Origin of the sequence: Acidovorax kalamii (assembly GCF_002245625.1) — a bacterium.
In the GTDB taxonomy this organism is placed as follows: Bacteria; Pseudomonadota; Gammaproteobacteria; order Burkholderiales; family Burkholderiaceae_C; genus Acidovorax; species Acidovorax kalamii.
This window is the reverse complement of record NZ_NOIG01000004.1, coordinates 900,584-923,000: the sequence shown is the minus strand read 5'-3', so window position 1 is coordinate 923,000 and position 22,417 is coordinate 900,584. Positions and strand designations below refer to the sequence as shown.

Below are 22,417 nucleotides of genomic sequence, written 5' to 3'. Positions count from 1 at the left end.
TCTCAATGCACCCCCTCCTCCCCCGCTCTCTGACATTGGCCTTTGTCGGCAGCCTTGCCGCCATGGCATCCCACGCCATCGAACTGGCCAAATATCCCCAGGTGTTTGTGGCCCCGCAGGGGGTGGAAGTGGTGCTGGCACCCACCGCCGACGGCAAGCAGGCGCTCGTGCGCGTGAGTGGCATCAATGACCCCATCGACCAGGTGGTGTTCCTGAGCACTCGAGAACCCCAGGGCTCCGCACGCGAGGTCTACACCACCCGCATCGATGGCCGCAGCTACGGCTTGCTGCACAAACAAAGCCACACCTACCGTGGCGGAGACCACTACGTGGTGTACCTGCCGGGCAAACGGGATGGCGTCGCCCTGGCCTTCAGCGACGACAAGAGCAAGGCGTTCAAGCTGGCCGACCTGCAAGCCAGCTACGAGCGCCAACTCAAACAAGGCATACAGGAGAAACTGGCCCGCTTCGACCGCAACAAGCGGCTGGCAGGCGCCCAGGCAGAACTCGCCAAGATGGACCTGGACGCCAGCGCATCTTGTGGCACCCCCGTAAAGACCACGGTGGACTGGGCCAGCATCGATGACGAAAAGCTGCAGAGCCTCAGCATCCCCAGTTTTTGCGGTGTGGTGGCCTCGGAGATCGACAGCCTCTGCCGCAATACCCCACAGTTCAAACCAACGGCAGCAGGCCTGGGCCAGGTGCAGTGCCACTTCGGCCCCCGGCTCAAGATCCGGGTGGAAAACCAGCAGGTGGTGTTCAGCACCGAGAAGGACGCCCCCAATCAGGAGGAATTTGTCCGCCAGTTTCTGCGCAACCAATAAGCCGCACGCACGAGGGACTCACGGGGGCCTGTGCCAGAGGCCCGCCCCGCCCATGGGATTGGCACATGCGCGCTGAATTGGGGCGGTGCCTGCGCTTGCCGGAGTTCAGCGGCCCGCGCCGCTGGCGTGCAGGCAGATGGCTGCGGCGGCGGCCACATTCAGCGATTCCTCGCCCCCGGGCTGGGCAATGCGGATGCGCAAGGCGGCCCGCTCCTCCAGAGCGGCAGAAACACCCTGGCCCTCATGCCCCATGACCCAAGCGCAGGGCCAGGGCAAGGCAACGCGATGCAGATAGTCGCCCGCGTGCGAACTGGTCACCACCAAGGGCACCTGGAGCGCCTGGACATCCTCCAGCCCCACCCCTTCGATCAGGTCCAGCGCAAAATGCGCGCCCATCCCGGCACGCAAGACCTTGGGCGACCACAGCGCAGCACTGCCCTTGAAGGCTACTACCTGCCGAAACCCGAACGCCGAGGCACTGCGCAGGATGGAGCCCACGTTGCCCGCATCCTGCACCCGGTCCAGCACCACGGTCGCAGCATCGGCACGCAGGGCAGCTGGGGCCGGCAGGTCCAGGATGAACCCCATGCGTGCTGGGGATTCCAGCCCGCTGATGTCGGCAAACAGCGCATCGGCCAACACTATTGTTTTGATAGCATCTTGGGCATACTCAACGCGCGCAGACGGCCAAAAAGACTCAGAAAAGACCGCCACCGACGCGCGCAGCCCGCGCGCCAGCGCCGCACGGCAGAGATGGTCCCCCTCCAGCCACACGCGGCCTTGCTTGCGGTAGGCCGTGGTGTCCTGGGCCAGGCGGCGCAGGTCCTTGACGAAGGCGTTGTCGCGGGAATGGATGGCAATCACAGACGAAGAGGTCATCGGTAGTCTCGTGCAGCCCGGTCAGCTCGGCAGGTTCTGGGCAACCGGTGCGAACGAGCGCCGGTGGTGCACACAGGCGCCATGCTCGCGCAGGGCGGCCATGTGCACTGCCGTGCCGTAGCCCTTGTGCCCGGCAAAACCGTATTGGGGAAATTCTTCGTGCACCTGCACGCACCAGCGGTCTCGGTGCACCTTGGCCAGAATGGACGCCGCCGAGATCGAAGGCACCAGCGCATCGCCCTTGACGATGGCCTCGGCCGGCACATCCAGCACGGGCAGCCGGTTGCCATCCACCAGCACCATCACCGGCTTGAGGCGCAGCCCCATCACGGCCCGGCGCATGGCCAGCATCGTGGCCTGCAGGATGTTGAGGCGGTCGATCTCTTCCACGCTGGCCTCGGCAATACAGAAACACAGCGCCTTGGCACGAATCTCGTCATAGAGCTTTTCACGCCGCGCCGGGGTGAGCTTCTTGGAGTCGGCCAGGCCTGCAATCGGATGCAGGTCATCGAGGATGACGGCAGCAGCCACCACGGGCCCGGCCAGAGGGCCCCGGCCCGCCTCGTCCACGCCAGCCGCCAAGCCGGGTGGATGCCAGGGCAGGCAGGCCTGCTCAGGCAGCGGGGGAGAGGATTTTCTGGATCGCATCGGCAGCCAATTGGGGGGTATTGCGTTGCAGGCTTTGGTGCAACGCTGCAAAGCGCTGCTCCAGCGCAGTGATTTTTGCGGGGTTGTTGTGCCGGGCATCCAGCCATTCCAGCGTGGCCGCGCAGAGCGCCTGCGGTGTGGCGGCATCCTGGATCAGCTCGGGCACCACAAACTCACGGCACAGAATGTTGGGCAGGCCCACCCAGGGCTGCAGCTGCTTGCGGCGCATCAGCCACCAGCTCAGCGGGTGCATGTGGTACCCAATCACCATGGGGCGCTTGAACAGTGCGGCTTCGAGTGTGGCGGTGCCACTGGCAATCAGCGTGGCGTCACAGGCCGCGAGCACCGTGTGGGACTGTCCGGTGATGATCTGCACGGCATCCCCCAGGCCACAGGCCTGGGCCGCCTGCTCGATGCGGCCGCGCAACGCCGGGACAGCAGGAACTATCAATTTGATGGCTGGTCGCGCCTGGCGGAGAAGCGCAGCCGCCTCAAAAAATGGGCGGGCGATGTACTGGATTTCTGAAGACCGGCTACCGGGAAGAATGGCCAGGACTTCGTCGCGGTCCTGAAGGCCCAGCTGCGCCCGGGCTGCTGCGCGGTCAGGCACCATGGGGATCACCCCGGCCAGCGGATGGCCCACGTAGGTGGCGGCAATGCCATGCTGCGCGAGCAACTCCGGCTCGAACGGGAAAATGCACAGCACATGGTCGGCACTGCGGCGGATTTTCTCCACCCGCTCGGCACGCCAGGCCCAGATCGACGGGCATACGAAGTGCACCGTCTTGACGCCGGCGGCACGCAGATCAGCCTCCAGCCCCAGATTGAAATCGGGCGCGTCCACGCCGATGAACACGTCGGGGCGGTCCTTGAGCAGGCGCTCGCGCAGTTGTTTGCGGATGCCCAGCAGCTCGCGCAGGCGGCGCAGCACTTCCATGCTGTAGCCATGCACGGCCAGCTTTTCGCTGGGCCACCAGGCGCTGAAGCCCCGGCGTGCCATCTGCGGGCCGCCGATGCCGCAGGATTGCAACCCCGGCCAATGGGCCTGCATGCCGTCGATCAAAAGACCGGCGAGCAAGTCGCCCGACGTCTCGCCCGCCACCATGGCGATGCGGGGGGAAACACTCATCGCAGCCCCTCAGCGCGCGATGCCGCGCGTGGACGCATCCAGGAACGCCAGCACCAGCGCGACATCGGCAGCCGCCTCCGGATGGGCGGCGGGCAACTCGGCCATGGCGGCGCGCGCGGCGTCCAGTGTCAGCCCTTGGCGGTACAACGCGCGGTGCATCTGCTTGATGCCCGCCACGCGTGCGGCCGAGAACCCCCGGCGGCGCAAGCCTTCCAGATTGAGCCCCCGTACGGACAACGGGTTGCCATCGACCATCATGAAAGGCGGCACGTCCTGCGACACAGCGCTGGAGAACCCGATCATGGCGTGCGCCCCGATCTTCACAAACTGGTGGATACCGGTGAGCCCGCCCACCGTGACCCAGTCGCCAATCAGCACATGGCCGGCCAACGTGGTGTTGTTGGCCATGGTCGTGTGGTTGCCCACATGGCAGTCGTGCGCGATGTGGGTGTAGGCCATGATCCAGTTGTCGTCGCCGATGCTGGTCTTGCCACCCGCACCCGGAACACCCCGGTTGAAGGTACAGAATTCGCGCACCGTGTTGCGGTCGCCGATGACCAGCTCGGTGTCTTCGCCCTTGTACTTTTTGTCCTGCGGCTCGGCCCCCAGGGATGCAAACTGGAAGATCCGGTTGTCCTGGCCGATGGTGGTGCGGCCCTGGATCACGCAGTGAGAGCCCACGGAACTGCCTGCACCGATCACGACCTGCGAACCAATCACCGCATAGGGCCCCACCGTGACGGAAGGGTCGATGCGGGCACCCGCCTCAACAATGGCAGTGGGATGAATGTTGCTCACGATCCAATGGCCAGAGTCGGTCAGCCCACGCTGCGCATGGTGCACATGAGTTCGGCCTCGCAGGCCACCTCATCGCCCACACTCGCCACACCCTTGAACTTCCAGATACCGCCGCGCACGCGGTCAATGGTGATGGTCAGGACCAGTTGGTCGCCCGGCTCCACGGGACGCTTGAAGCGCGCGCCATCGATGCCGACAAAGTAGTAGATATTGTTTTCGTCGGGCACCTTGCCCATGGCATCAAAAGCCAGCAGCCCGGCGGCTTGCGCCAGGGCTTCGAGGATCAGCACGCCGGGCATCACGGGGCGTCCCGGGAAATGCCCACCAAAGTACGGCTCGTTGAAGGTGACGTTCTTGATCGCCTTGATGCGGGTGTTGCTCTCAAGCTCGATCACCTTGTCCACCAGCAGAAAGGGGTAGCGGTGCGGCAGTTGCTTGAGAATTGCGTGGATATCCATCATCGAGTTGTTCTTCCGTTCATGCTGCTTTGAGGGCCTGCTCCAGCGCCTTGATGCGCTCGCGCAGGCTGTGCAGTTGTTTGAGTGTCGCAGCGTTCTTTTCCCACCGCGCATTGTCGTCGATGGGAAACATGCCCGTGTACTGGCCAGGCTGGGTCAGTGACCGGGTAACGACCGTCGCCGCCGAGATATGCACGTTGTCGGCCAGTTCCAGGTGCCCCAGCACAATCGCGCCGCCGCCCACCGTGCAATGTGCACCAATGGTGGCGCTGCCCGCAATGCCCACGCACCCAGCCATCGCGGCATGCTTGCCGATGCGTACGTTGTGACCCACCTGGATCAGGTTGTCGAGCTTGACGCCGTCTTCAATCACGGTGTCTTGCAGCGCGCCCCGGTCGATGCAGGTATTGGCGCCGATTTCCACATCGTCGCCGATGCGGACTGCACCCAGTTGCTCGATCTTGACCCATTGCCCGTTTTCAGGCGCAAAACCAAAACCGTCGGCACCGATCACCACACCGGAGTGCACGATGCAGCGCGCGCCGATATGGCAATCCTCACCCACGGTGACCCGCGACTTGAGCACGGTGTCGGCTCCCACGCGCGCACCGCGCTCGACCACACACAGCGGGCCGATGGTGGCTGTGGGGTGCACCTGGGCCGTGGGGTCCACCACGGCACTGGGATGCACGCCAGCGGGCCGTGCGGGCGCATTGCGCTGCCGCCACAGCTGGGTGGCACGCGCAAAGTAGACATAGGGGTTGTCTGCCACGATGCAGGCGCCACGCGCCAGAGCGGCCTCGCGCAAGGCAGGCGCCACAATGACACAGGCCGCCCGGGAGGCGGCCAGTTGCTGTTGGTAGCGGGGGTTGCTCAGGAAACTGAGGTCCCCGGGGCCTGCAACCTCCAGTGGCGCGATGCGGGCAATGGCGGTGTCACGCGCCCCCCCCTCCAGCGAACCACCGAGCACATCCACAATGTGCCCGAGCAGCAAGCCGCTCACGCGCCACCTGCCCAGCGCTGTGGCTGATTACTTGGCGCCAGCAGCGGCATTCAACGCCTTGATCACCTTGTCGGTGATGTCATGCTTGGGATTGATGTAGACGGCCTCTTGCAGGATCACGTCGTACTTTTCAGCCTCTGCCACTTGCTTGACGACCTTGTTGGCGCGCTCCAGCACCTGGGACAGCTCTTCGTTCTTGCGGGCGCTCAGGTCCTCCTGGAACTCACGGCGCTTGCGCTGGAAGTCGCGGTCCTGGTCCACAAGCTGGCGTTGGCGCGTGGTGCGCTGGCTCTCGGCCATGGTGGGGGCTTCGCGTTCAAACTTGTCGGTGGCGGTTTTCAGGGTGTTGCCCAGGTCCACCAGTTCTTTCTCGCGGCGGGAGAATTCCTGCTCCAGCTTGGCCTGCGCAGCCTTGGCGGTGCTGGCTTCACGGAAGATGCGATCGGTATTGACAAAACCGGCTTTGAATTCCTGCGCCTGCGCAGGGGCTGCGACGGCAACAACGCCAAGCAGCAGGGCCACAGAGAGATGGCGAGAAAAGGATTTCATTAGAAAGACGTTCCGATCTGGAATTGCAATTTTTGGATTTTATCGCCAGCGAACTTGCGCACCGGCTGCGCAAACGCCAAACGCAGCGGACCGAGCGGGGAAATCCAGCTCAGCCCCAGGCCCACGGAGGCACGCATGTCGCTGAAAGTGACTTTTTCATGCTCTCCGTACACGTTCCCCACGTCCACAAAAGTGAACACCCGCAAGGTCCGGTCGTTCCCTGCCCCGGGGAAAGGAGCAATCAGCTCCGCATTCAGGGTCACCTTCTTGGGCCCGCCCAGAGAGGCCCCTGTCACGTCGCGCGGGCCGAGCGTGCCCTGGTCGAAGCCACGCACGGAACCCAGGCCGCCCGAATAGAAGTTCTTGAACACCGGGAAGGGGCGGCCGTTCATGCCCTTGCCAATGCCCGCCTCCCCATTGAAGGCCACCGTGAAGCGCTTGTTGAGCGGTATGTACTGCTGGTACTGGTAGTTGGCACGCACATAACGCGCATCGCCGGCCACGGACCACTCGGAGTTCAGGCGCTGGTAACGGCCTGAGTTGGGGGCCAGGGCACTGTCCCGATCGTCGCGCGACCAACCCACCGTCAATGGAATGGAGGTGCTGGTGTAGCCAAACTTGTCGGCGTAGTACAGGTAGGTCGCGGGAATGTTGGTTCCGGGCTTGATCTGGGTCTGCTCCAGACCACCGCCAAAGAACACGGTATCGGTTTCACTGAACGGTACCCCAAAACGCACCGAAGTCCCGGTCGTGACCAGCTGGTAGTTGCCGCCCTGGTCCTCATAGGGTTTGTCGGTGCGGTAGTACACGTCCAGCGTGCGCGAGATGCCGTCGGCCGTGAAGTAGGGATTGGTGGTGCTGAACACCAGCGTACGGCGGTATTTGCTGGTGTTGACATCGATCCCCAGGTAGTTGCCGGAGCCGAAGATGTTCTCCTGCTTGATACCAAACGAAAGCGAGGCCTTTTCAGCACTGGAGAATCCGACCCCCATCTGCAGCGAACCCGTGGGTTTCTCGGCCACGTTGATCACCAGATCCACCTGGTCGGGCGCGCCCGGCACCTCCTGGGTCTCGACATTGACTTCTGTGAAGAAGCCCAGGCGGTCCACGCGGTCGCGCGACAGGCGAATCTTGTCGCCGTCGTACCATGAAGCTTCGTACTGGCGGAACTCGCGGCGGATCACTTCGTCCCGCGTGCGGTTGTTGCCGCTCACGTTGATGCGGCGCACATAGGCGCGGCGCGATGGCTCGGCCTGCAGAACCAGCACAGCGCGGTTGTTTTCGCGGTCGATTTCCGGCACGGCCTCGACCCGGGCAAATGCAAAACCGAATCGCGCAAAGTACTCGGAGAATGCCTTGGTGGTCTCGGTCACCTGGTCGGCGTTGTAGGGCTCGCCGGGGCGGATCGTCACCAGGGACTTGAACTCATCCTCACGGTCGAGGTAGTTGCCCTCCAGCTTCACCCCCGACACCACAAACCGTTCGCCCTCGGTGACGTTGACGATGATGGAGATGTCCTGCTTGTCTGGCGAAATCGCCACCTGCGTGGAATCCACGCGGAACTCCAGGTAGCCGCGCTGCAGGTAGTACGAGCGCAGCGTCTCCAGGTCAGCATTGAGCTTGGCGCGGGAGTAGCGGTCGGACTTGGTGTACCAGCTGAGCCAGCCGCCCGTGTCCTGGTCGAACAGCCCCTTGAGGGTGGATTCGCTGAAGGCCTTGTTGCCTACGATGCGCACTTCCTTGATGCGTGCGGGCTCCCCCTCCACAACCGTGAAGGTCAGGTTCACACGGTTGCGCTCGATGGGCGTCACGGTGGTCACCACCTCGGCACCGTACAGGCTCTTGTTGATGTACTGGCGCTTGAGTTCCTGCTCGGCCCGATCGGTCAAGGCCTTGTCATAAGGACGACCTTCCGCGAGGCCCACATCACGCATGGCCTTCTTCAAGGCGTCCTTGTCGAACTCGCGGGCGCCCGCAAAGTCCACATCCGCGATGGAGGGGCGCTCTTCGACTACCACCACCAGCACGTTGCCGCTGGCCTCCAGGCGCACGTCCTTGAACAGGCCCAGGCCAAACAACGCGCGAATGGCAGCAGCGCCCTTCTCGTCGTTGTAGTCATCACCCACCCGCAGGGGCATGGAGGCAAACACGGTGCCGGGCTCTACACGCTGCAGGCCCTCCACACGGATATCCTGCACCTTGAAAGGCTCCAGAGCCCATGCCGCATTGGCGGCAAAAACCATGGCGGCAACGGCCGATGCGGTACGCACGCCCAGGCGATTGATGTGTTTTTTCATGAATGAAGCTGGAGCCGCCATTGCAGGGCAATCGCGGCAAAAGGTTAGCCAAAGAGCCGGGTGATATCGTTGAACAGGGCTATGGACATCATGAGAAGCAAGACCGCAACGCCTCCACGCTGCAGACGCTCCATCCATGCGTCCGACACTCCCCTGCCCGTGACACCCTCCCAAAGATAATACATCAGGTGCCCACCGTCCAAGACAGGCAGCGGCAGCAGGTTGAGCACGCCCAGACTCACGCTGATGAGGGCAAGAAACACGAGGTACTGGGTCAACCCCATGCTGGCCGAACGCCCGGCGTAGTCTGCAATCGTCAAGGGGCCGCTCAGATTCTTGAGAGATGCCTCGCCGATCACCATGCGCCCCATCATGCGCAAGGTCAGCACCGACACATCCCAGGTCTTGACCATCCCAGCCCAGACGCCCTCGAACAGGCCGTAATCCACGGTCACAAACTCGGGGGGGGCGCCCACAAAAGCACCAATGCGCCCCACCGTGGCGCCCTGCTCCTGCTTGGCTTCGGGCAACACATCCAGTGTGAGCAACTGCCCCGCGCGGTCAATGCGCCAGGCCTGCGACAGGGGCTCATTCCCGCGCAGCGACTGGCGGATCAACTCGCGCAACTGCTGGCCATCCACCACGTCGGCGGCCCCCAGCTTGAGCACCAAATCACCCTCGCGCAAGCCGGCGCGGGCCGCTGCGCCATCGGGCATGACCTCGCCCAGGACCGGGCGCGTCCACGGCCCCAGAATCCCGATCTTGCGGAACAACTGCGCATCGGCTTCGCGGCTGTCGATGCCCGACATGTCCAGCAGAATCTCTCGGTGCGCGGCGCCCGCCTGCGGCTTCACATCCAGACGCACCGTCTGCCCTTCCAGCGCGCCACGCGTGAGCAGCCAACGCAGATCCTCGAACGAGCGGACGGGCTCCATCTCGTCGGCGCCCAGCGCCGCACGTTCCACCAGTTCGCCCCCCCGCAAGCCCGCTTTGTGCGCGACCGATCCGGCCACGGGACTCGCCAGCACGGCGCGGGGCTCTTCCACGCCATTCCAGTTCACAATGGAATACAGCAGCACCGCCAGCAACAAGTTGGCCAGGGGGCCGGCCGCCACAATGGCTGCCCGCGAGCGCAAAGGCTGGGTGTTGAACGCCAGGTGGCGCTCTTCGGGCGGCACAGGCGCCTCGCGCTCGTCCAGCATGCGCACATAGCCGCCGAGCGGAAAAGCACCAACCACAAACTCCGTGGGAGACCCCTTGGGTTGCCAGCGCAGCAGGGGGTGGCCAAAACCCACGGAGAAGCGCAACACCTTCACCCCACAGGCCACAGCCACCCGATAGTGGCCGTACTCATGTACCGCAATCAGAAGACCGAGGGCCACGACAAAAGCAACAAGGGTCAGCAGCATGGCGAAATGGTTCCGTGGGTCGGGAGGGCTCAGGCCGCCAATCGGCCTGCGGCATGCTCTGCAGCGCTGCGGGCCTGGGTGTCCAGATCCAGCAGGGCTTCGAGCGAATCCGGCTTGGAGGGCATCACGGCCTCCAAAGTTGCAAGGTTGACCGCATGAATGTGATCAAACCGCAGGCGCCCGGACAAAAATGCCCCCACGGCCACTTCATTGGCGGCGTTCAGCACGGCGGTCGTGCCCTCGGCCGCCTTCAGCGCCTGCCACGAAAGATGCAGGCCCGGGAAACGGATGGCGTCGGCCTCTTCGAACGCCAGCGCGCTCAGCGTCGAGAAATCCAGCCTGCTGGCACCGCTGGCAATGCGCTCAGGCCAGGCCAGGCCACAGGCGATGGGCACGCGCATGTCCGGCGTGCCCAGCTGCGCGAGGATGGATGCGTCCTTGAACTGCACCATCGAATGGATGATCTGCTGCGGATGGATCACCACCTTGATCTGGTCCGGGTGCAGGTCAAACAGCCACCGCGCCTCGATCACCTCCAGCGCCTTGTTCATCATGGTCGCCGAATCGACCGAGATCTTGCGGCCCATCGAAAAGTTGGGGTGTGCGCAGGCCTGGGCCGGAGTGATCTCGGCCAGGGTCGCAGGGTCACGCTGGCGGAAAGGCCCGCCGGATGCCGTGAGCAAAATACTGTCCACCCGGTCGGGCCAGGTGGACGGATCCTCGGGCAGGCACTGGAAGATGGCGGAATGCTCGCTGTCGATGGGCAGCAGCGTGGCGCCGCCCTGGCGCACCGTCTGCATGAACAAGCCACCGCCCACCACCAGCGCCTCCTTGTTGGCCAGCAACAATCGCTTGCCCGCACGGGCCGCAGCCAGACAAGGCGCCAGACCGGCAGCCCCGACGATGGCGGCCATGACGGCATCCACATCAGGATGTAATGCTATATTTTCAATAGCATCAACCTCAAACAGGACGCGCGTAGGCAGGCTGTTTTCCTTGATTTTTTCAGCCAACAGCTGCGCATGGGGCGCACTGGCCATCACCGCATAACGAGGCCGGAACTGCGCGCACTGGGCCAGCAGCACATCCACTTGGGTGGCCGCACTCAGTGCAAACACCTCAAAACGATCCGGGTGGCGCGCCACCACATCGAGGGTGCTGGTGCCGATGGAGCCGGTAGAGCCGAGGACGGTGATTTTTTGTTTCATCATGGGGTCGTGAGGCGCGTGAGCATCATGGCCAGGGGCAAGGTTGGCAACAGGGCGTCCACGCGGTCGAGAACACCACCGTGCCCTGGCAGCAGGCCACTGCTGTCCTTGACCCCGGCGCTGCGCTTGATGAGCGATTCCACCAGGTCGCCGGACACGCTCATGGCCACCATGAACAAGGCCGCAACCACCAGCAGCCACCAGCCCTGCTGCGCCATGCGGCTGTAGAAGCTGGGCACCAGGGCCTGCCAGTGAGCGTCGGCTGCCACCCAGGCGAAGGCCATGACCACCACACCCGCCAGCCCGCCCCACACGCCTTCCCAGCTTTTGCCCGGGCTGATGGAGGGGGCCAGCTTGCCCTTGGTGAAGCGCAGGCCAAACGCACGACCCGCAAAGTAGGCAAAGATGTCGGCCACCCACACCAGCAGCAGCACCGACAGCAAAAAGTTGATCCCGACGTTGCGCGCCTGCACCACCGCCAGCCAGGCGAGCCACAGGGCCAGCACCCCGGCAACAAGGCGCACACCGGCTGGAATGCGGGGCCAGCCCGGCACGCCGGCCTGGAGCAGCCATGCAGCCGCCAGCACCCAGAGCCCGCCCCCTGCGACCCACAGCGCCGTCAGCGGGCGATCCACCCAGCCCAGCGCCCAGGACCCCGCGCACAATGCCGTGCAGACAGCCCCCACAGCCACTGAGCCTGCCTGGCCCAGCCCGCTCAGGCGGCCCCACTCCCACGCACCAGCGGCCATGAGCACCAGCACCACCACAGCAAAGGGTACGGTGGAGGGATAAAAAAGTGCTGGCAGCAGGATGACCAGCAGGACAAGGGCGGTGATGACACGCTGTTTGAGCATGGGGCCTTTCAGAAGAACCTGCTGGGGTTCTCAGCCCGGCATCGGATCGGGATGCGCGGACAGGATCTGTTCGGAAGTTTTGCCAAAACGGCGCTCGCGGCTGCCGAAGGCGGCAATCGCCTCGTCCAGCGCCGACTCATCGAAGTCCGGCCACAGCCGGTCACTGAACACAAACTCGGCGTACGCAGATTGCCACAGCAGGAAGTTGCTGATCCGCATTTCGCCGCCGGTGCGGATCACCAGGTCCGGGTCGGGCACATGGGACATGCCCATCGCCCCGTGCAGGCTGGCCTCGGTGATGGGCTCGCCGCGCGCCGCCAGTGACGCTGCCGCCTGGGCAATGTCCCAGCGACCGCCGTAGTTGAAACACACATTGAGCACCAGGCGCGTGTTTTCGGCCGTGGCGGCTTCTGCCTGCGCCAGCCCCTCGCGGACTTTCTGCGAGAGACCCGCACGCTCACCCACAAAGTACAGACGCACGCCGTCTTTCTTGAGCTGCGGCACTTCACGGCCCAGCGCCAGCGCGAGCAGTTCCATGAGGCCCGACACCTCGTCGACAGGGCGATTCCAGTTCTCTGAAGAGAACGCAAAAACGGTCAACACGCCCACGCCGCGCTCAGCGCAGGCGCGCACACAGCGGCGCAGCGAGTCAACCCCTTGCTTGTGGCCCGCCAGGCGCGGCAGAAGGCGGCGCTTGGCCCAGCGGCCGTTGCCATCCATGACGATGGCAATGTGGTGTGGCACCACCGGAGAAACAGACATGGGAACGATCAAGCCCTGGGGGCTTAAACCGCCATGATTTCCTGCTCTTTGGCGGCCACCAGCGCATCGATTTCGGCGATGTGCTTGTCGGTGAACTTCTGCACGTCGGTTTCGGCGCGCTTCTGGTCGTCTTCGGATGCCAGCTTGTCCTTGACCAGCTTCTTGACGGATTCGTTCGCGTCGCGGCGCAGGTTGCGCACGGCAATCTTGGCGCTCTCGCCCTCGTTGCGCGCGAGCTTGGTCATTTCCTTGCGGCGCTCTTCGCTCATGGGGGGCATGGGCACGCGGATCAGGTCGCCCATGGAGGCCGGGTTCAGACCCAGGTCGCTCTCGCGGATGGCCTTTTCGATCTTGGCGCCCATGCCCTTTTCCCAGGGCTGCACGCTGATAGTGCGCGAATCGATGAGAGCCACATTGGCCACCTGGGAGAGGGGCACCAGGGAGCCGTAATACTCCACCTGCACCGTGTCGAGCAGTGCTGGGTTGGCGCGGCCCGTACGGATCTTCTGCAGGTTGTTCTTGAAGGCCGTGATGGACTGGTCCATCTTGGTCTCTGCGGTTTTCTTGATGTCGGCAATCGTCATGTTTTCTCCTGCGGCCAGCCTGCATCCGGTGCAGGCCCATCCATCGTGGTCAAGCGTAAACCAGCGTACCTTCGTCTTCGCCCATCACCACGCGCTTCAGGGCGCCGTGCTTGATGATGGAAAACACCTTCACCGGCAGCTTCTGGTCGCGGCACAGGGCAAAGGCGGTCGCATCCATAATGCCCAGATTGCGGGACATGGCCTCGTCAAAGCTGAGCTTTGTATAGCGCGTGGCCGTGGGGTCCTTCTGGGGGTCGGCAGTATAAACGCCGTCCACCTTGGTGGCCTTGAGCACCAGCTCGGCGCCGATCTCGGCACCGCGCAGGGCTGCTGCCGTGTCCGTGGTGAAGAAAGGGTTGCCCGTGCCAGCGGCAAACACAACCACCTTGCCCTCTTCGAGGTACTGCAAGGCCTTGGGGCGCACATAGGGCTCAACCACCTGCTCGATGGCGATGGCGGACATCACACGGGCCACCAGGCCTTGCTTGTCCATGGCATCGGCCAGGGCCAGCGCGTTCATCACGGTGGCCAGCATGCCCATGTAGTCGGCGGTGGCCCGGTCCATGCCGACCGAGCCGCCCGCGACACCACGGAAAATATTGCCCCCACCGATCACCACCGCCACCTGCACACCCAGACGGGTGACTTCGGCGATCTCCTCCACCATGCGAACGATGGTGGCGCGGTTGATGCCAAAGGCGTCATCCCCCATCAGCGCCTCACCAGACAGCTTGAGCAGGATGCGCTTGTGGGCTGGTGCAGCGTGGGACATGGGTGATTTCTCCAAAGGCAGGTACGGCGGTAAAAAAAGTGGGGGACGGGGCTGCGGTGCAGCCGATCAGGCAGCAGCGGCCTTGGCGGCAGCCACCTGGGCAGCCACTTCGGCAGCGAAGTCGTCAGCCTTCTTCTCGATGCCTTCGCCCACCACGTAGAGGGTGAAGCCCTTCACGTTGGTGTTGGCAGCCTTGAGCATCTGGGCCACGGTTTGCTTGCCGTCGGCAGCCTTCACGAAGACCTGGTCGGCCAACGAGACTTCCTTCAGATACTTCTGCACGGCGCCGTCAATGCGCTTGGCCGTGATTTCGGCGCTCTGCGCAGGCTTGCCAGCGGCCACTAGTTCCTTGTTGGCTTCGTCGGCCTTGCCTTCGGCCACCGAGCGCTCCTTGGCGATCAGGTCGGCAGGCACGTCGGCGCTGGTCAGGGCCACGGGCTTCATGGCGGCCACGTGCATGGCCACATCCTTGGCGGCGGTGGCGTCACCGTCGAACTCGACGACCACACCGATGCGCGAACCGTGCAGGTAGGCAGCCAGGTTGGAGCCGCTGAAGCGCTTGAAGCGGCGGAACGACATGTTCTCGCCGATCTTGCCGATCAGGCCCTTGCGCACGTCTTCCAGCGTGGGGCCGAAGCTGTCCTGCTCGTAGGCCAGGGCGCCCAAGGCGTCGATGTCGGCAGGGTTGTGCTCAGCGACCAGCTTGGCAGCGGCATTGGCCATGGCGATGAAGCTGTCGTTCTTGGAAACGAAGTCGGTTTCGCTGTTGACTTCGATCAGGGCACCCACGTTGCCGCTGATGAAGCTGGCGACCACGCCTTCAGCCGTCACGCGTGAGGCGGCCTTGCCAGCCTTCGTGCCGAGCTTGACGCGCAGCAGCTCTTCGGCCTTGGCCATGTCGCCATCGGCTTCGGTCAGCGCCTTCTTGCATTCCATCATGGGAGCGTCGGTCTTGCCACGCAGTTCAGCCACCATGCTTGCGGTAATTGCAGCCATCTTTATTCCTTCAGTATTCAGTTCAATGGGTTCAGATTCGGGCTAAAAAAAAGGGGGCTCACCAGGGGCCCCGCTTTTGTTCGCGACGGATCGCGCAGCCGGGCGCTCAGGCAGCGGCTTCTTGCACTTCCACGAATTCGTCGGTGCTCTCGCCAGCGGCAGCCTTCACGACTTCGTTCACGGCGTTGGCACGGCCTTCGATGATCGCGTCAGCGATGCCACGGGCGTACAGCGTCACAGCCTTGGCCGAGTCGTCGTTGCCGGGGATCACATAGTCGATGCCTTCGGGCGAGTGGTTGGTATCAACCACACCGATCAGCGGGATGCCCAGCTTCTTGGCTTCGGCCACGGCGATCTTGTGGAAGCCCACGTCGATGATGAAGATGGCGTCGGGCAGAGCAGCCATGTCCTGGATGCCGCCGATGTCCTTTTCGAGCTTTTCGATTTCGCGGGAGAACGTCAGTTGCTCCTTCTTGCTCAGGCTGTCGAGGCCAGCTTCTTGCTGAGCCTTCATGTCCTTCAGGCGCTTGATCGAGGTCTTCACGGTCTTGAAGTTCGTCAGCATGCCGCCCAGCCAGCGCTGGTCCACGAAAGGCACGCCAGCGCGTTGCGCTTCGGTGGCCAGGATTTCACGGGCTTGACGCTTCGTGCCGACCATCAGGATCGTGCCGCGGTTGGCAGCCAGTTGCTTGGCGAACTTTTGTGCCTCCTGGAACAGTGGCAGCGACTTTTCCAGGTTGATGATGTGAATCTTGTTGCGATGGCCGAAGATGTAGGGGGCCATCTTGGGGTTCCAGAAGCGGGTTTGGTGACCGAAGTGGACACCGGCTTCCAGCATTTCGCGCATGGTAACGGACATAAAAATACTCCAAAGGTTAGGTCTAAAATCAGCCCCAATACTTGCGGCGCCGTGTTCTTCACGGATGCCGCAACACCTTGACAGGGCTGCTTTGCGATTGGCTTTGTGACAGCCGCCACACCTGCGATGCATGCACCGCCTGCGTCGCTGCTCCCAGCAAAACCCAAAGATTCTAGCACACCATGCTGCCTGACCTGATCACCACCCGCGACCGACTGCGGGAGGGCGCCACCACTGCGCCCGCCGAGCTGGAACGTTGCATCGGCGCCGCCCAGACCCCCGCCAACACCCACAGCTTTGTACGAACAATGTTCGACGAGGCACGCACCACGGCGGTGCAGTCCGGCCTGGCCCAGTTGCCCCTGGCGGGACTGGCGGTGTCGGTCAAGGACCTGTTCGACATCGCAGGCCAGGCCACGCCCGCAGGCTCCACCGTTCTGGCCGATGCACCGGCCGCTACCCAGGACTGTCCTGCAGTCGCCCGCCTGCGCGCAGCCGGGGCCAGCCTGATCGGCCGCACGAACATGGTCGAGTTCGCCTTTTCGGGTGTGGGCGTGAACCCGCACCATGGCACGCCCGCCGCCTGGGATGCGCGCTCCGGCGCGCTGCCCGGCGCAGCGCGTGTGCCGGGCGGCTCGTCCTCTGGCGCGGGGGTATCCGTGGCCACCGGGGCGGCGTTCATCGGGCTGGGGTCGGACACCGGGGGCTCCATCCGCATTCCCGCAGCGCTCAACGGCATCGTAGGCTTCAAGAACACGGCCCGGCTGGTTCCTACTGCAGGCGCCGTGCCGCTGTCCACCACCCTGGACACTGCCTGCGCCATGACGCGTACCGTGCGCGATGCCATCGTGGCGCACGAGGTGCTGGCCGCCCGGCGCGTGACGCGCAGCCTGGCGCCGCTGTCGCAGTACCGGCTGGCGGTGCCGTCCACCCTCTTCCTCGACGGGCTGGATGCCACCGTGGCGCGCGCCTTTGAGCGCAGCGTGGAAGCCTTGCGCCAGGCCGGCGCCCAGATCGACACCATCGACCTGCCCGCCGTGTTGGAGCAGCCCGCCTATGGTTTTGCCGCCCCCGAAGCCTACGCCTGGCACCGCGCGCTGCTGCAGCGCGCGGGCGACCGCTACGACCCCCGCGTGCGCATGCGCATCGAAAAAGGCGCCACGCTGATGGCCTGGGAATACATCGACCTGCTGCAGGCGCGCGAGCAATGGATCGCCCGCATGCTCGCCGACATGGCGCCCTACGACGCCCTGCTCTCGCCCACCGTGCCCATCCTGGCACCGCTGCTGGCCGATGTCGCCCCCGCAGATGGCGTGGACAAGGCCCAGGACGCCGCCCGCGACGCCGAGTTCTTCCGCGTCAACAACCTGCTGCTGCGCAACACCAGCGTGGTCAACCTGCTGGACGGCTGCGCGCTGTCGCTGCCTTGCCATGCAGCGGGGGAACTCCCGGTGGGCCTGATGGTCTGGCACGGGGCCTTGCGGGACGACACCGTGCTCAACGTGGGCCTGCAGATCGAACAAACACTACAAAAATAATAGCTGCTCGCGCTTTACCAACAGGCGCAAGAGGCCAAAAACACCCAAATTTCATGAAGATTGCCATCGTGGGCGCCGGAATTGTCGGCGTCACCACCGCGTACGAGCTGGCCAGCGACGGCCACGAAGTCACCGTTTTTGAACAACGCAGCGCCGCCGCAGAAGAAGCCAGCTTTGCCACAGCAGGCCTGCTCGCCCCCCACCTGCTCAGCCCCTGGGCAGTGCCCGGATTCGGCCACGCCCTGCGGCTGATGGGGCCACACGCCACGCTGCGGCTTTCCGGCGGGCTGAGCCGGGCCAACTGGGCCTGGCTCAGCCGCTGGCGCAGCGCCACACACGCCAGCAGCGCCCCCGCGGCGGCGCTGGAGCGCCTGGCGCAATACAGCCAAAGCCGGCTACAGGCCCTGGCCCAACGGCACGAACTCGACTTTGAGGCCAGCGTAGGCCGCCTGGTGCTGCTGCGCACGGAACAAGAACGCGCCCAGATCCAGCCCGCCCTGCAGGTGCTGCGCGACAGCGGCGTGGCCCTGCGCGAAGTGGATGCCGACATCGCACGCCAGATCGAGCCCGGCCTGTCGCCCGAGGCGCCACTGGCCGGTGCCATCCACCTGCCCGATGCCCGCGCTGGCAACTGCCGCCTGTTTGCGCAGCTGCTGCGCCAGGGCACGCAGGGCTCGGGCGTGCACTTTGCCTTCAACACCCGCATCGATCGCATCGGGACCACCCCGGTCGGCGTGGTGGTGCAGGGCGAGAGCGACCTGCGGCGTTTTGATGCCGTGGTGCTGTGCGCCGGCACGGCCTCGGCCGCGCTGCTGCCCGCGCTGGGTATGCGCCTGCCCATGGCGGCGGTGTATGGCTACTCCGTTAGCGCCCCACTGCGCGAATCCACCCATGCCCCTCAGGGCAGCGTGGTGGATGTGGCCCAGCAGATCTCCATCACGCGCCTGGGCCAGCGTGTGCGCATTGCGGGCGGCGCCGAACTGGCGGGTGCCGACGCCGAGCACCACGCCGCTACGCTGCAGCGCCTGTACCGCACGCTCAACGACTGGTTCCCGGGCGGTGCGCAGCTCTCGTCCGGCGTGCAGGTCTGGCGGGGCGCACGCCCCCTGCTGCCCGACGGTGCCCCGGTGGTGGGTGCCAGCGGCGTGCCGGGCCTGTGGCTCAACACCGGCCACGGCGCGGGTGGCTGGGCACTGGCCTGCGGCAGCGCGCGGGCCCTGGCGGACCTGATGGCACAGCGCGCGCCCGAGGTGCCGCTGGACGGCCTGGGCATGCGGCAGTTCTGACGCAGGCGCGTTGTCGCCCCCGGGGTGGCGACGCACAATGGCAGGCGCACGGCATGGCGCCGTGCAGCACCTGCCGCCACCATGCACCGCATCACCCCCCACCAACCCCACCCGCTGTTCCACACCGCCGCCACCCGCCGCATCGAGCAGGCGGCGGCGGCCCCCCTGCCCCCGCACACCCTGATGCAGCGTGCGGGCCTCGCCGTGGCGCAGCTGGCCCAGGCCCTGGCGCCCCACGCGCGCACGGTCTGGATTGCCTGCGGCCCCGGCAACAACGGCGGCGACGGGCTGGAGGCCGCCATGCACCTGCAGCGCAGTGGCCGCCAGGTGGTGGTGACCTGGCTCGGCCAGCCCGACAAGGCTCCGGCGGACGCAAAAGCATCATGGCAACGCGCCCTGGCTGCGGGCGTGGCGTGGGCCGACACGCCCCCCGCCGACCTGGGCCCGCAGGATCTGTGCATTGACGCGCTGCTGGGCATCGGCGTGTCCTCATCGCCCCACGCCCCCATCCGCGTGCCCGATGCGCGACTGCGGGCCTGCCAACACGCCCTGCAACACAGCCCGGCGCCCGTGCTGGCGGTGGACCTGCCCAGCGGGCTGGATGCCGACACCGGCCAGTTTGCAGCGGGCTTTGCACCCCAGGCTGCGCCACACCACCATCCCCACATCACACACATACCGGGCCCGGCACGCCACACGCTGAGCCTGCTCACCCTCAAGCCCGGCCTGTTCACCGCCGCCGGGCGCGACGCTGCGGGCCAGGTGTGGTGGGACGACTTGGGCGCCCACCCTGGGCATGAGGCGCCCACGGCCTGGCTCTGCGGCCCGCCATTGCCCGCGCCACGCGCCCATGCCAGCCACAAGGGCAGCTTTGGCGATGTGGCCGTGGTGGGTGGCGAGGGTTTGGCAACACGCGGCCTTGGGATGGCAGGCGCCGCGCTGCTGGCCGCGTCGGCCGCCCTGCACAGCGGCGCGGGCCGGGTGCTGGTGGCGCTGCTCGACAACGGCCACCAGCAACTCGACACGCAGCAGCCGGAGCTGATGTTCCGCCGCTTCGATGCGCTGGCACTGGGACAGCTCACCATGGTCTGCGGCTGCGGCGGTGGCCAGGCCATTGCCGCCGTGCTGCCCGAGGTCATCCCCCGCGCCGCGCGCCTCGTGCTGGATGCCGACGCGCTCAACACCATCGCCACCGAAGCCGCGCTGCACGCGCTGGTGGTGGCGCGCGGCCAGCATGGGCAACCCACGGTCATCACCCCCCACCCGCTGGAGGCTGCCCGCCTGCTGGGCCTGACCACCGCCGAGGTCCAGGCCGACCGGCTGGATGCGGCGCAACAACTTGCAGACCAATTCAACTGCGTGGCTGTGCTCAAGGGTTCGGGCACCGTGATTGCCGCACCGGGCCGCGTCCCCGCCATCAACCCCACAGGCAACGCGCGGCTGGCCACGGCGGGCACAGGCGATGTGCTGGCGGGCATGGTGGGCGCACATCTGGCCGCTGGTGCCAGCGCGCTGCGCGCTGCGAGCGAAGCGGTGTACCAGCATGGCCAGGCGGCGGATGCGTGGCCCGCAGGCCAGGCCCTGACCGCCAGTGCGCTGGCACGGCGTGTGGGCGGGTGACGGGCGTCAATCCAACAGCGTGACCTGCTTGAGCGGCTTGAGCACGCTCGACGGCGTCATGCCAAAGGTCTGACGGAACATGCGGCTGAAATGCGCCGAGTCCGCAAAGTCGCCGTGCAGCGCCGCATCCGTCAGGCGCGGGCTGGCTGCCAGCCCGGCCATGGCCAGCCGCACCTGCGACCACACGCGGTAGCTGCGCAGGCTCACGCCCATTTCAGCGCGGAACAAGTGGTTGAAGCGGGAGGCCGACAGCTGTGCCGCAGACGCCAGCCCCGCCCGGGCCAGGCGCCCCTGCTCGTGCTGCGGGCGGCGCAGGGCGTGCAGGCTGTGGGCCACGCGCGGGTCCAGCGGGGGCGCTGCCTGCAGCAGGTGGCGGTGCAGCAGGGCCGGTAGATCAAAGGAGCGCAGATGGCCCTCCATGGCCCCACGAGCACCCACCGGCGCCGCCACATCCAGCAGCACGCCACCCTGCCGCTGGAACACGCTGCGCATGCCGCGCGCCTCTGGCGAATCCGGCTCCAGGTACACCAGTGCCACCACCTCGCCGCAGGGGTCGAACAGATGCTCCACCCCCGCATCCACCAGTGCGCTGTGGCAGGTCTCCACCGGCCCCGTGCCCCAGTGCAACGCAAACCGGCCCGAAAGCCCCATCAGCAGCACGGGCGATGCGTGGCAATGCCAGCCTGTGGCCGGGATCTCGCCCACATACAGCGCGCGGTCAGCGCCCAGCGTCAGGGTGTTCTTGCGCTGCGGCATAGCCCAAACCTACAAGTCTTGCGGCACGGTTCTCGGTAGCCTTGGTCGGCCCCGGCGCGCGCCCACAGCGCAGCACCACGGCACCCCATCGTTCTATTGGAGACTGGTTCTTGAAACGCATTGCCTTCATTTCTGTTGCTGCCGCCCTCGCCATTGGCGGCGTGGGTTTCTACTACGGCGCGCCGTCGCTGCTGAAGGAGCCCCTGCTCCACCTCAACCGCAGCCTCTCGGGCATGGAAGAAAAAACCACCACCGCAGCGCTGCACACCATCCACTACCTGGACAGCGGTGCGCCGTCTCAGCCGGCGCCCAGCAACCCTGGCGCCACCCCCTTGGTGCTGCTGCACGGCATTTTTGCGGAGAAGGACCATTGGGTGGATTTTGCGCGCCCCCTCACCAGCCAGTACCGGGTGGTTGCCCCAGACTTCCCCGGTTTTGGCGAGAGCACGCGGCTGGAGGACCAGCCCTATGACTACGCCGCCCACACCCAGCGCCTGGGCGCGTTGCTGGACGCGCTGGGCATCGAAAAGGCCCACCTCGCGGGCAACTCCATGGGCGGCACCATCGCCGCGCTGTTTGCGCTGCAGCATCCCGAGCGCGTGGCCAGCGTGGCTTTCATCGGCGCGCCCCATGGCATCCGCTCGCCCAAGCCCAGCACCATGGACCGGCGTATCGACGCAGGCCAGCGCCCGCTGGTTGCCCACGACGCCGCAGCCTTCCGCGCCATGATGGACCTGGTGTTTGAAAGACGCCCCTTCCTGCCCTACCCCATCCTGCACGCCACCGAGCAGGCAGCGCTGGGCAACGCGCCGTCGAACACCCGCCTGTGGGACGCCCAGCTCAAGGACCGCTATTTGCTGCAACAGCGGTTGGGCGATCTACAAAATCACCCCGTGCTCGCGCTATGGGGCGACAGCGACCGCGTGTTTGACCGTTCGGGCCTCTCGCCCTTGCAGAAGCTGTTGCCCCAGGCGCAACTGGAAGCCCTGCCCGGCATCGGCCATCTGCCCATGATGGAAGCGCCTGCCGACACGGCGCAGCGGTATGCGCGTTTTCTGGAGGGCCTGGCCCCGCCCAGCGCGCTGGCGCCCCAGAAAATTCAACAAAAATAGCTGCTACCGCCCGTCCATCAAGCGGTAGCAGCTATCAATTAATGAGCAATCGGTTTCAACAACCAGCGCCCGCGGG

The 22,417-nt window shown here is 65.6% G+C and carries 22 protein-coding genes; 5 read left to right on the top strand and 17 right to left on the bottom strand.

The features are described 5' to 3' along the window. Positions 1–5 precede the first annotated feature (5 nt). Positions 6–824 (top strand): hypothetical protein, encoded by an 819-nt coding sequence (locus CBY09_RS07345; RefSeq protein WP_094287853.1) that lies wholly within the window; start codon positions 6–8, stop codon positions 822–824. Between the two features lie 105 nt (positions 825–929). Here the strand turns inward: CBY09_RS07345 and CBY09_RS07340 are convergent, their stop codons facing one another. From CBY09_RS07340 to rpsB, 16 genes are all read right to left on the bottom strand, one after another. Then, entirely contained in the window at positions 930–1,703 is a 774-nt protein-coding gene (locus tag CBY09_RS07340) for a TrmH family RNA methyltransferase (protein WP_094287846.1), read from the bottom strand. A gap of 21 nt (positions 1,704–1,724) precedes the next feature. Further along, positions 1,725–2,351: a ribonuclease HII gene (gene rnhB, locus CBY09_RS07335; protein ID WP_094287844.1), complete on the bottom strand. Its 627-nt coding sequence runs from the start codon at positions 2,349–2,351 to the stop codon at positions 1,725–1,727. Next, positions 2,317–3,480: a lipid-A-disaccharide synthase gene (gene lpxB, locus CBY09_RS07330; RefSeq protein ID WP_094287842.1), complete on the bottom strand. Its 1,164-nt coding sequence runs from the start codon at positions 3,478–3,480 to the stop codon at positions 2,317–2,319. The genes rnhB and lpxB overlap by 35 nt, the downstream gene beginning before the upstream one ends. Before the next feature lie 9 nt (positions 3,481–3,489). After that, positions 3,490–4,278, bottom strand: coding sequence for an acyl-ACP--UDP-N-acetylglucosamine O-acyltransferase (gene lpxA, locus CBY09_RS07325; RefSeq protein ID WP_094288124.1), 789 nt, complete (start codon positions 4,276–4,278; stop codon positions 3,490–3,492). A gap of 20 nt (positions 4,279–4,298) precedes the next feature. Next, entirely contained in the window at positions 4,299–4,739 is a 441-nt protein-coding gene (gene fabZ / locus CBY09_RS07320; protein ID WP_094287840.1) for a 3-hydroxyacyl-ACP dehydratase FabZ, read from the bottom strand. Positions 4,740–4,755: 16 nt separating this feature from the next. Further along, positions 4,756–5,739, bottom strand: coding sequence for a UDP-3-O-(3-hydroxymyristoyl)glucosamine N-acyltransferase (lpxD, locus tag CBY09_RS07315; protein ID WP_240515611.1), 984 nt, complete (start codon positions 5,737–5,739; stop codon positions 4,756–4,758). A gap of 27 nt (positions 5,740–5,766) precedes the next feature. Then, positions 5,767–6,288 (bottom strand): OmpH/Skp family outer membrane protein, encoded by a 522-nt coding sequence (locus CBY09_RS07310; RefSeq protein WP_063459514.1) that lies wholly within the window; start codon positions 6,286–6,288, stop codon positions 5,767–5,769. Beyond that, complete coding sequence (bamA, locus tag CBY09_RS07305; protein WP_094287838.1) at positions 6,288–8,585, bottom strand: outer membrane protein assembly factor BamA; 2,298 nt, start codon at positions 8,583–8,585, stop codon at positions 6,288–6,290. The genes CBY09_RS07310 and bamA overlap by 1 nt, the downstream gene beginning before the upstream one ends. Before the next feature lie 44 nt (positions 8,586–8,629). After that, the gene (gene rseP / locus CBY09_RS07300) at positions 8,630–9,994 is read right to left on the bottom strand and encodes an RIP metalloprotease RseP (RefSeq protein WP_094287836.1); all 1,365 of its coding nucleotides are present in this window, start codon (positions 9,992–9,994) and stop codon (positions 8,630–8,632) included. 29 nt (positions 9,995–10,023) lie between these two features. Then, on the bottom strand, positions 10,024–11,202 hold the full coding sequence (ispC, locus tag CBY09_RS07295) for a 1-deoxy-D-xylulose-5-phosphate reductoisomerase (RefSeq protein ID WP_094287834.1): 1,179 nt from the start codon (positions 11,200–11,202) through the stop codon (positions 10,024–10,026). Continuing rightward, positions 11,202–12,056, bottom strand: a complete 855-nt coding sequence (locus CBY09_RS07290; protein WP_094287832.1) for a phosphatidate cytidylyltransferase — start codon at positions 12,054–12,056, stop codon at positions 11,202–11,204. The genes ispC and CBY09_RS07290 overlap by 1 nt, the downstream gene beginning before the upstream one ends. Positions 12,057–12,086: 30 nt before the next feature. Next, positions 12,087–12,818 carry a polyprenyl diphosphate synthase gene (gene uppS, locus CBY09_RS07285; RefSeq protein WP_094287830.1) on the bottom strand — a complete coding sequence of 244 codons (732 nt, stop codon included), beginning with the start codon at positions 12,816–12,818 and terminating at the stop codon, positions 12,087–12,089. 23 nt (positions 12,819–12,841) lie between these two features. Then, positions 12,842–13,402 (bottom strand): ribosome recycling factor, encoded by a 561-nt coding sequence (frr, locus tag CBY09_RS07280; protein WP_094287828.1) that lies wholly within the window; start codon positions 13,400–13,402, stop codon positions 12,842–12,844. A 49-nt stretch (positions 13,403–13,451) separates the two neighbouring features. Further along, the gene (pyrH, locus tag CBY09_RS07275) at positions 13,452–14,174 is read right to left on the bottom strand and encodes a UMP kinase (RefSeq protein WP_026436856.1); all 723 of its coding nucleotides are present in this window, start codon (positions 14,172–14,174) and stop codon (positions 13,452–13,454) included. Between the two features lie 66 nt (positions 14,175–14,240). Further along, positions 14,241–15,170, bottom strand: a complete 930-nt coding sequence (tsf, locus tag CBY09_RS07270; RefSeq protein WP_094287826.1) for a translation elongation factor Ts — start codon at positions 15,168–15,170, stop codon at positions 14,241–14,243. 106 nt (positions 15,171–15,276) lie between these two features. Next, a complete protein-coding gene (rpsB, locus tag CBY09_RS07265; protein WP_094287824.1) occupies positions 15,277–16,029 on the bottom strand; it encodes a 30S ribosomal protein S2 in 753 nt (250 codons plus the stop codon). Positions 16,030–16,211: 182 nt separating this feature from the next. Here rpsB and CBY09_RS07260 point away from each other — a divergent pair, with 182 nt between their 5' ends. The 3 genes from CBY09_RS07260 to CBY09_RS07250 all read left to right on the top strand — a co-directional run bounded on the left by CBY09_RS07260 (position 16,212) and on the right by CBY09_RS07250 (position 20,473). Beyond that, positions 16,212–17,567, top strand: coding sequence for an amidase (locus CBY09_RS07260; protein ID WP_094287822.1), 1,356 nt, complete (start codon positions 16,212–16,214; stop codon positions 17,565–17,567). 53 nt (positions 17,568–17,620) lie between these two features. After that, complete coding sequence (locus tag CBY09_RS07255; protein ID WP_094287820.1) at positions 17,621–18,853, top strand: FAD-dependent oxidoreductase; 1,233 nt, start codon at positions 17,621–17,623, stop codon at positions 18,851–18,853. A gap of 81 nt (positions 18,854–18,934) precedes the next feature. Continuing rightward, the gene (locus tag CBY09_RS07250; protein ID WP_094287818.1) at positions 18,935–20,473 is read left to right on the top strand and encodes an NAD(P)H-hydrate dehydratase; all 1,539 of its coding nucleotides are present in this window, start codon (positions 18,935–18,937) and stop codon (positions 20,471–20,473) included. Between the two features lie 6 nt (positions 20,474–20,479). Here CBY09_RS07250 and CBY09_RS07245 read toward each other — a convergent pair whose 3' ends face one another. After that, positions 20,480–21,229 carry an AraC family transcriptional regulator gene (locus CBY09_RS07245; RefSeq protein ID WP_094287816.1) on the bottom strand — a complete coding sequence of 250 codons (750 nt, stop codon included), beginning with the start codon at positions 21,227–21,229 and terminating at the stop codon, positions 20,480–20,482. 110 nt (positions 21,230–21,339) lie between these two features. Between CBY09_RS07245 and CBY09_RS07240 the strand changes: the two genes are divergently transcribed. Then, positions 21,340–22,341 (top strand): alpha/beta fold hydrolase, encoded by a 1,002-nt coding sequence (locus CBY09_RS07240; RefSeq protein WP_094287814.1) that lies wholly within the window; start codon positions 21,340–21,342, stop codon positions 22,339–22,341. Positions 22,342–22,417 lie beyond the last annotated feature (76 nt).

Coding starts and splice junctions, on each gene's coding strand:
- CBY09_RS07345 (WP_094287853.1), top strand. CDS start 6: ATGCACCCCCTCCTCCCCCGCTCTCTGACATTGGCCTTTGTCGGCAGC.
- CBY09_RS07340 (WP_094287846.1), bottom strand. CDS start 1,703: ATGACCTCTTCGTCTGTGATTGCCATCCATTCCCGCGACAACGCCTTC.
- rnhB (WP_094287844.1), bottom strand. CDS start 2,351: ATGCGATCCAGAAAATCCTCTCCCCCGCTGCCTGAGCAGGCCTGCCTG.
- lpxB (WP_094287842.1), bottom strand. CDS start 3,480: ATGAGTGTTTCCCCCCGCATCGCCATGGTGGCGGGCGAGACGTCGGGC.
- fabZ (WP_094287840.1), bottom strand. CDS start 4,739: ATGATGGATATCCACGCAATTCTCAAGCAACTGCCGCACCGCTACCCC.
- CBY09_RS07310 (WP_063459514.1), bottom strand. CDS start 6,288: ATGAAATCCTTTTCTCGCCATCTCTCTGTGGCCCTGCTGCTTGGCGTT.
- bamA (WP_094287838.1), bottom strand. CDS start 8,585: ATGAAAAAACACATCAATCGCCTGGGCGTGCGTACCGCATCGGCCGTT.
- rseP (WP_094287836.1), bottom strand. CDS start 9,994: ATGCTGCTGACCCTTGTTGCTTTTGTCGTGGCCCTCGGTCTTCTGATT.
- ispC (WP_094287834.1), bottom strand. CDS start 11,202: ATGAAACAAAAAATCACCGTCCTCGGCTCTACCGGCTCCATCGGCACC.
- CBY09_RS07290 (WP_094287832.1), bottom strand. CDS start 12,056: ATGCTCAAACAGCGTGTCATCACCGCCCTTGTCCTGCTGGTCATCCTG.
- uppS (WP_094287830.1), bottom strand. CDS start 12,818: ATGTCTGTTTCTCCGGTGGTGCCACACCACATTGCCATCGTCATGGAT.
- frr (WP_094287828.1), bottom strand. CDS start 13,402: ATGACGATTGCCGACATCAAGAAAACCGCAGAGACCAAGATGGACCAG.
- pyrH (WP_026436856.1), bottom strand. CDS start 14,174: ATGTCCCACGCTGCACCAGCCCACAAGCGCATCCTGCTCAAGCTGTCT.
- tsf (WP_094287826.1), bottom strand. CDS start 15,170: ATGGCTGCAATTACCGCAAGCATGGTGGCTGAACTGCGTGGCAAGACC.
- rpsB (WP_094287824.1), bottom strand. CDS start 16,029: ATGTCCGTTACCATGCGCGAAATGCTGGAAGCCGGTGTCCACTTCGGT.
- CBY09_RS07260 (WP_094287822.1), top strand. CDS start 16,212: ATGCTGCCTGACCTGATCACCACCCGCGACCGACTGCGGGAGGGCGCC.
- CBY09_RS07255 (WP_094287820.1), top strand. CDS start 17,621: ATGAAGATTGCCATCGTGGGCGCCGGAATTGTCGGCGTCACCACCGCG.
- CBY09_RS07250 (WP_094287818.1), top strand. CDS start 18,935: ATGCACCGCATCACCCCCCACCAACCCCACCCGCTGTTCCACACCGCC.
- CBY09_RS07245 (WP_094287816.1), bottom strand. CDS start 21,229: ATGCCGCAGCGCAAGAACACCCTGACGCTGGGCGCTGACCGCGCGCTG.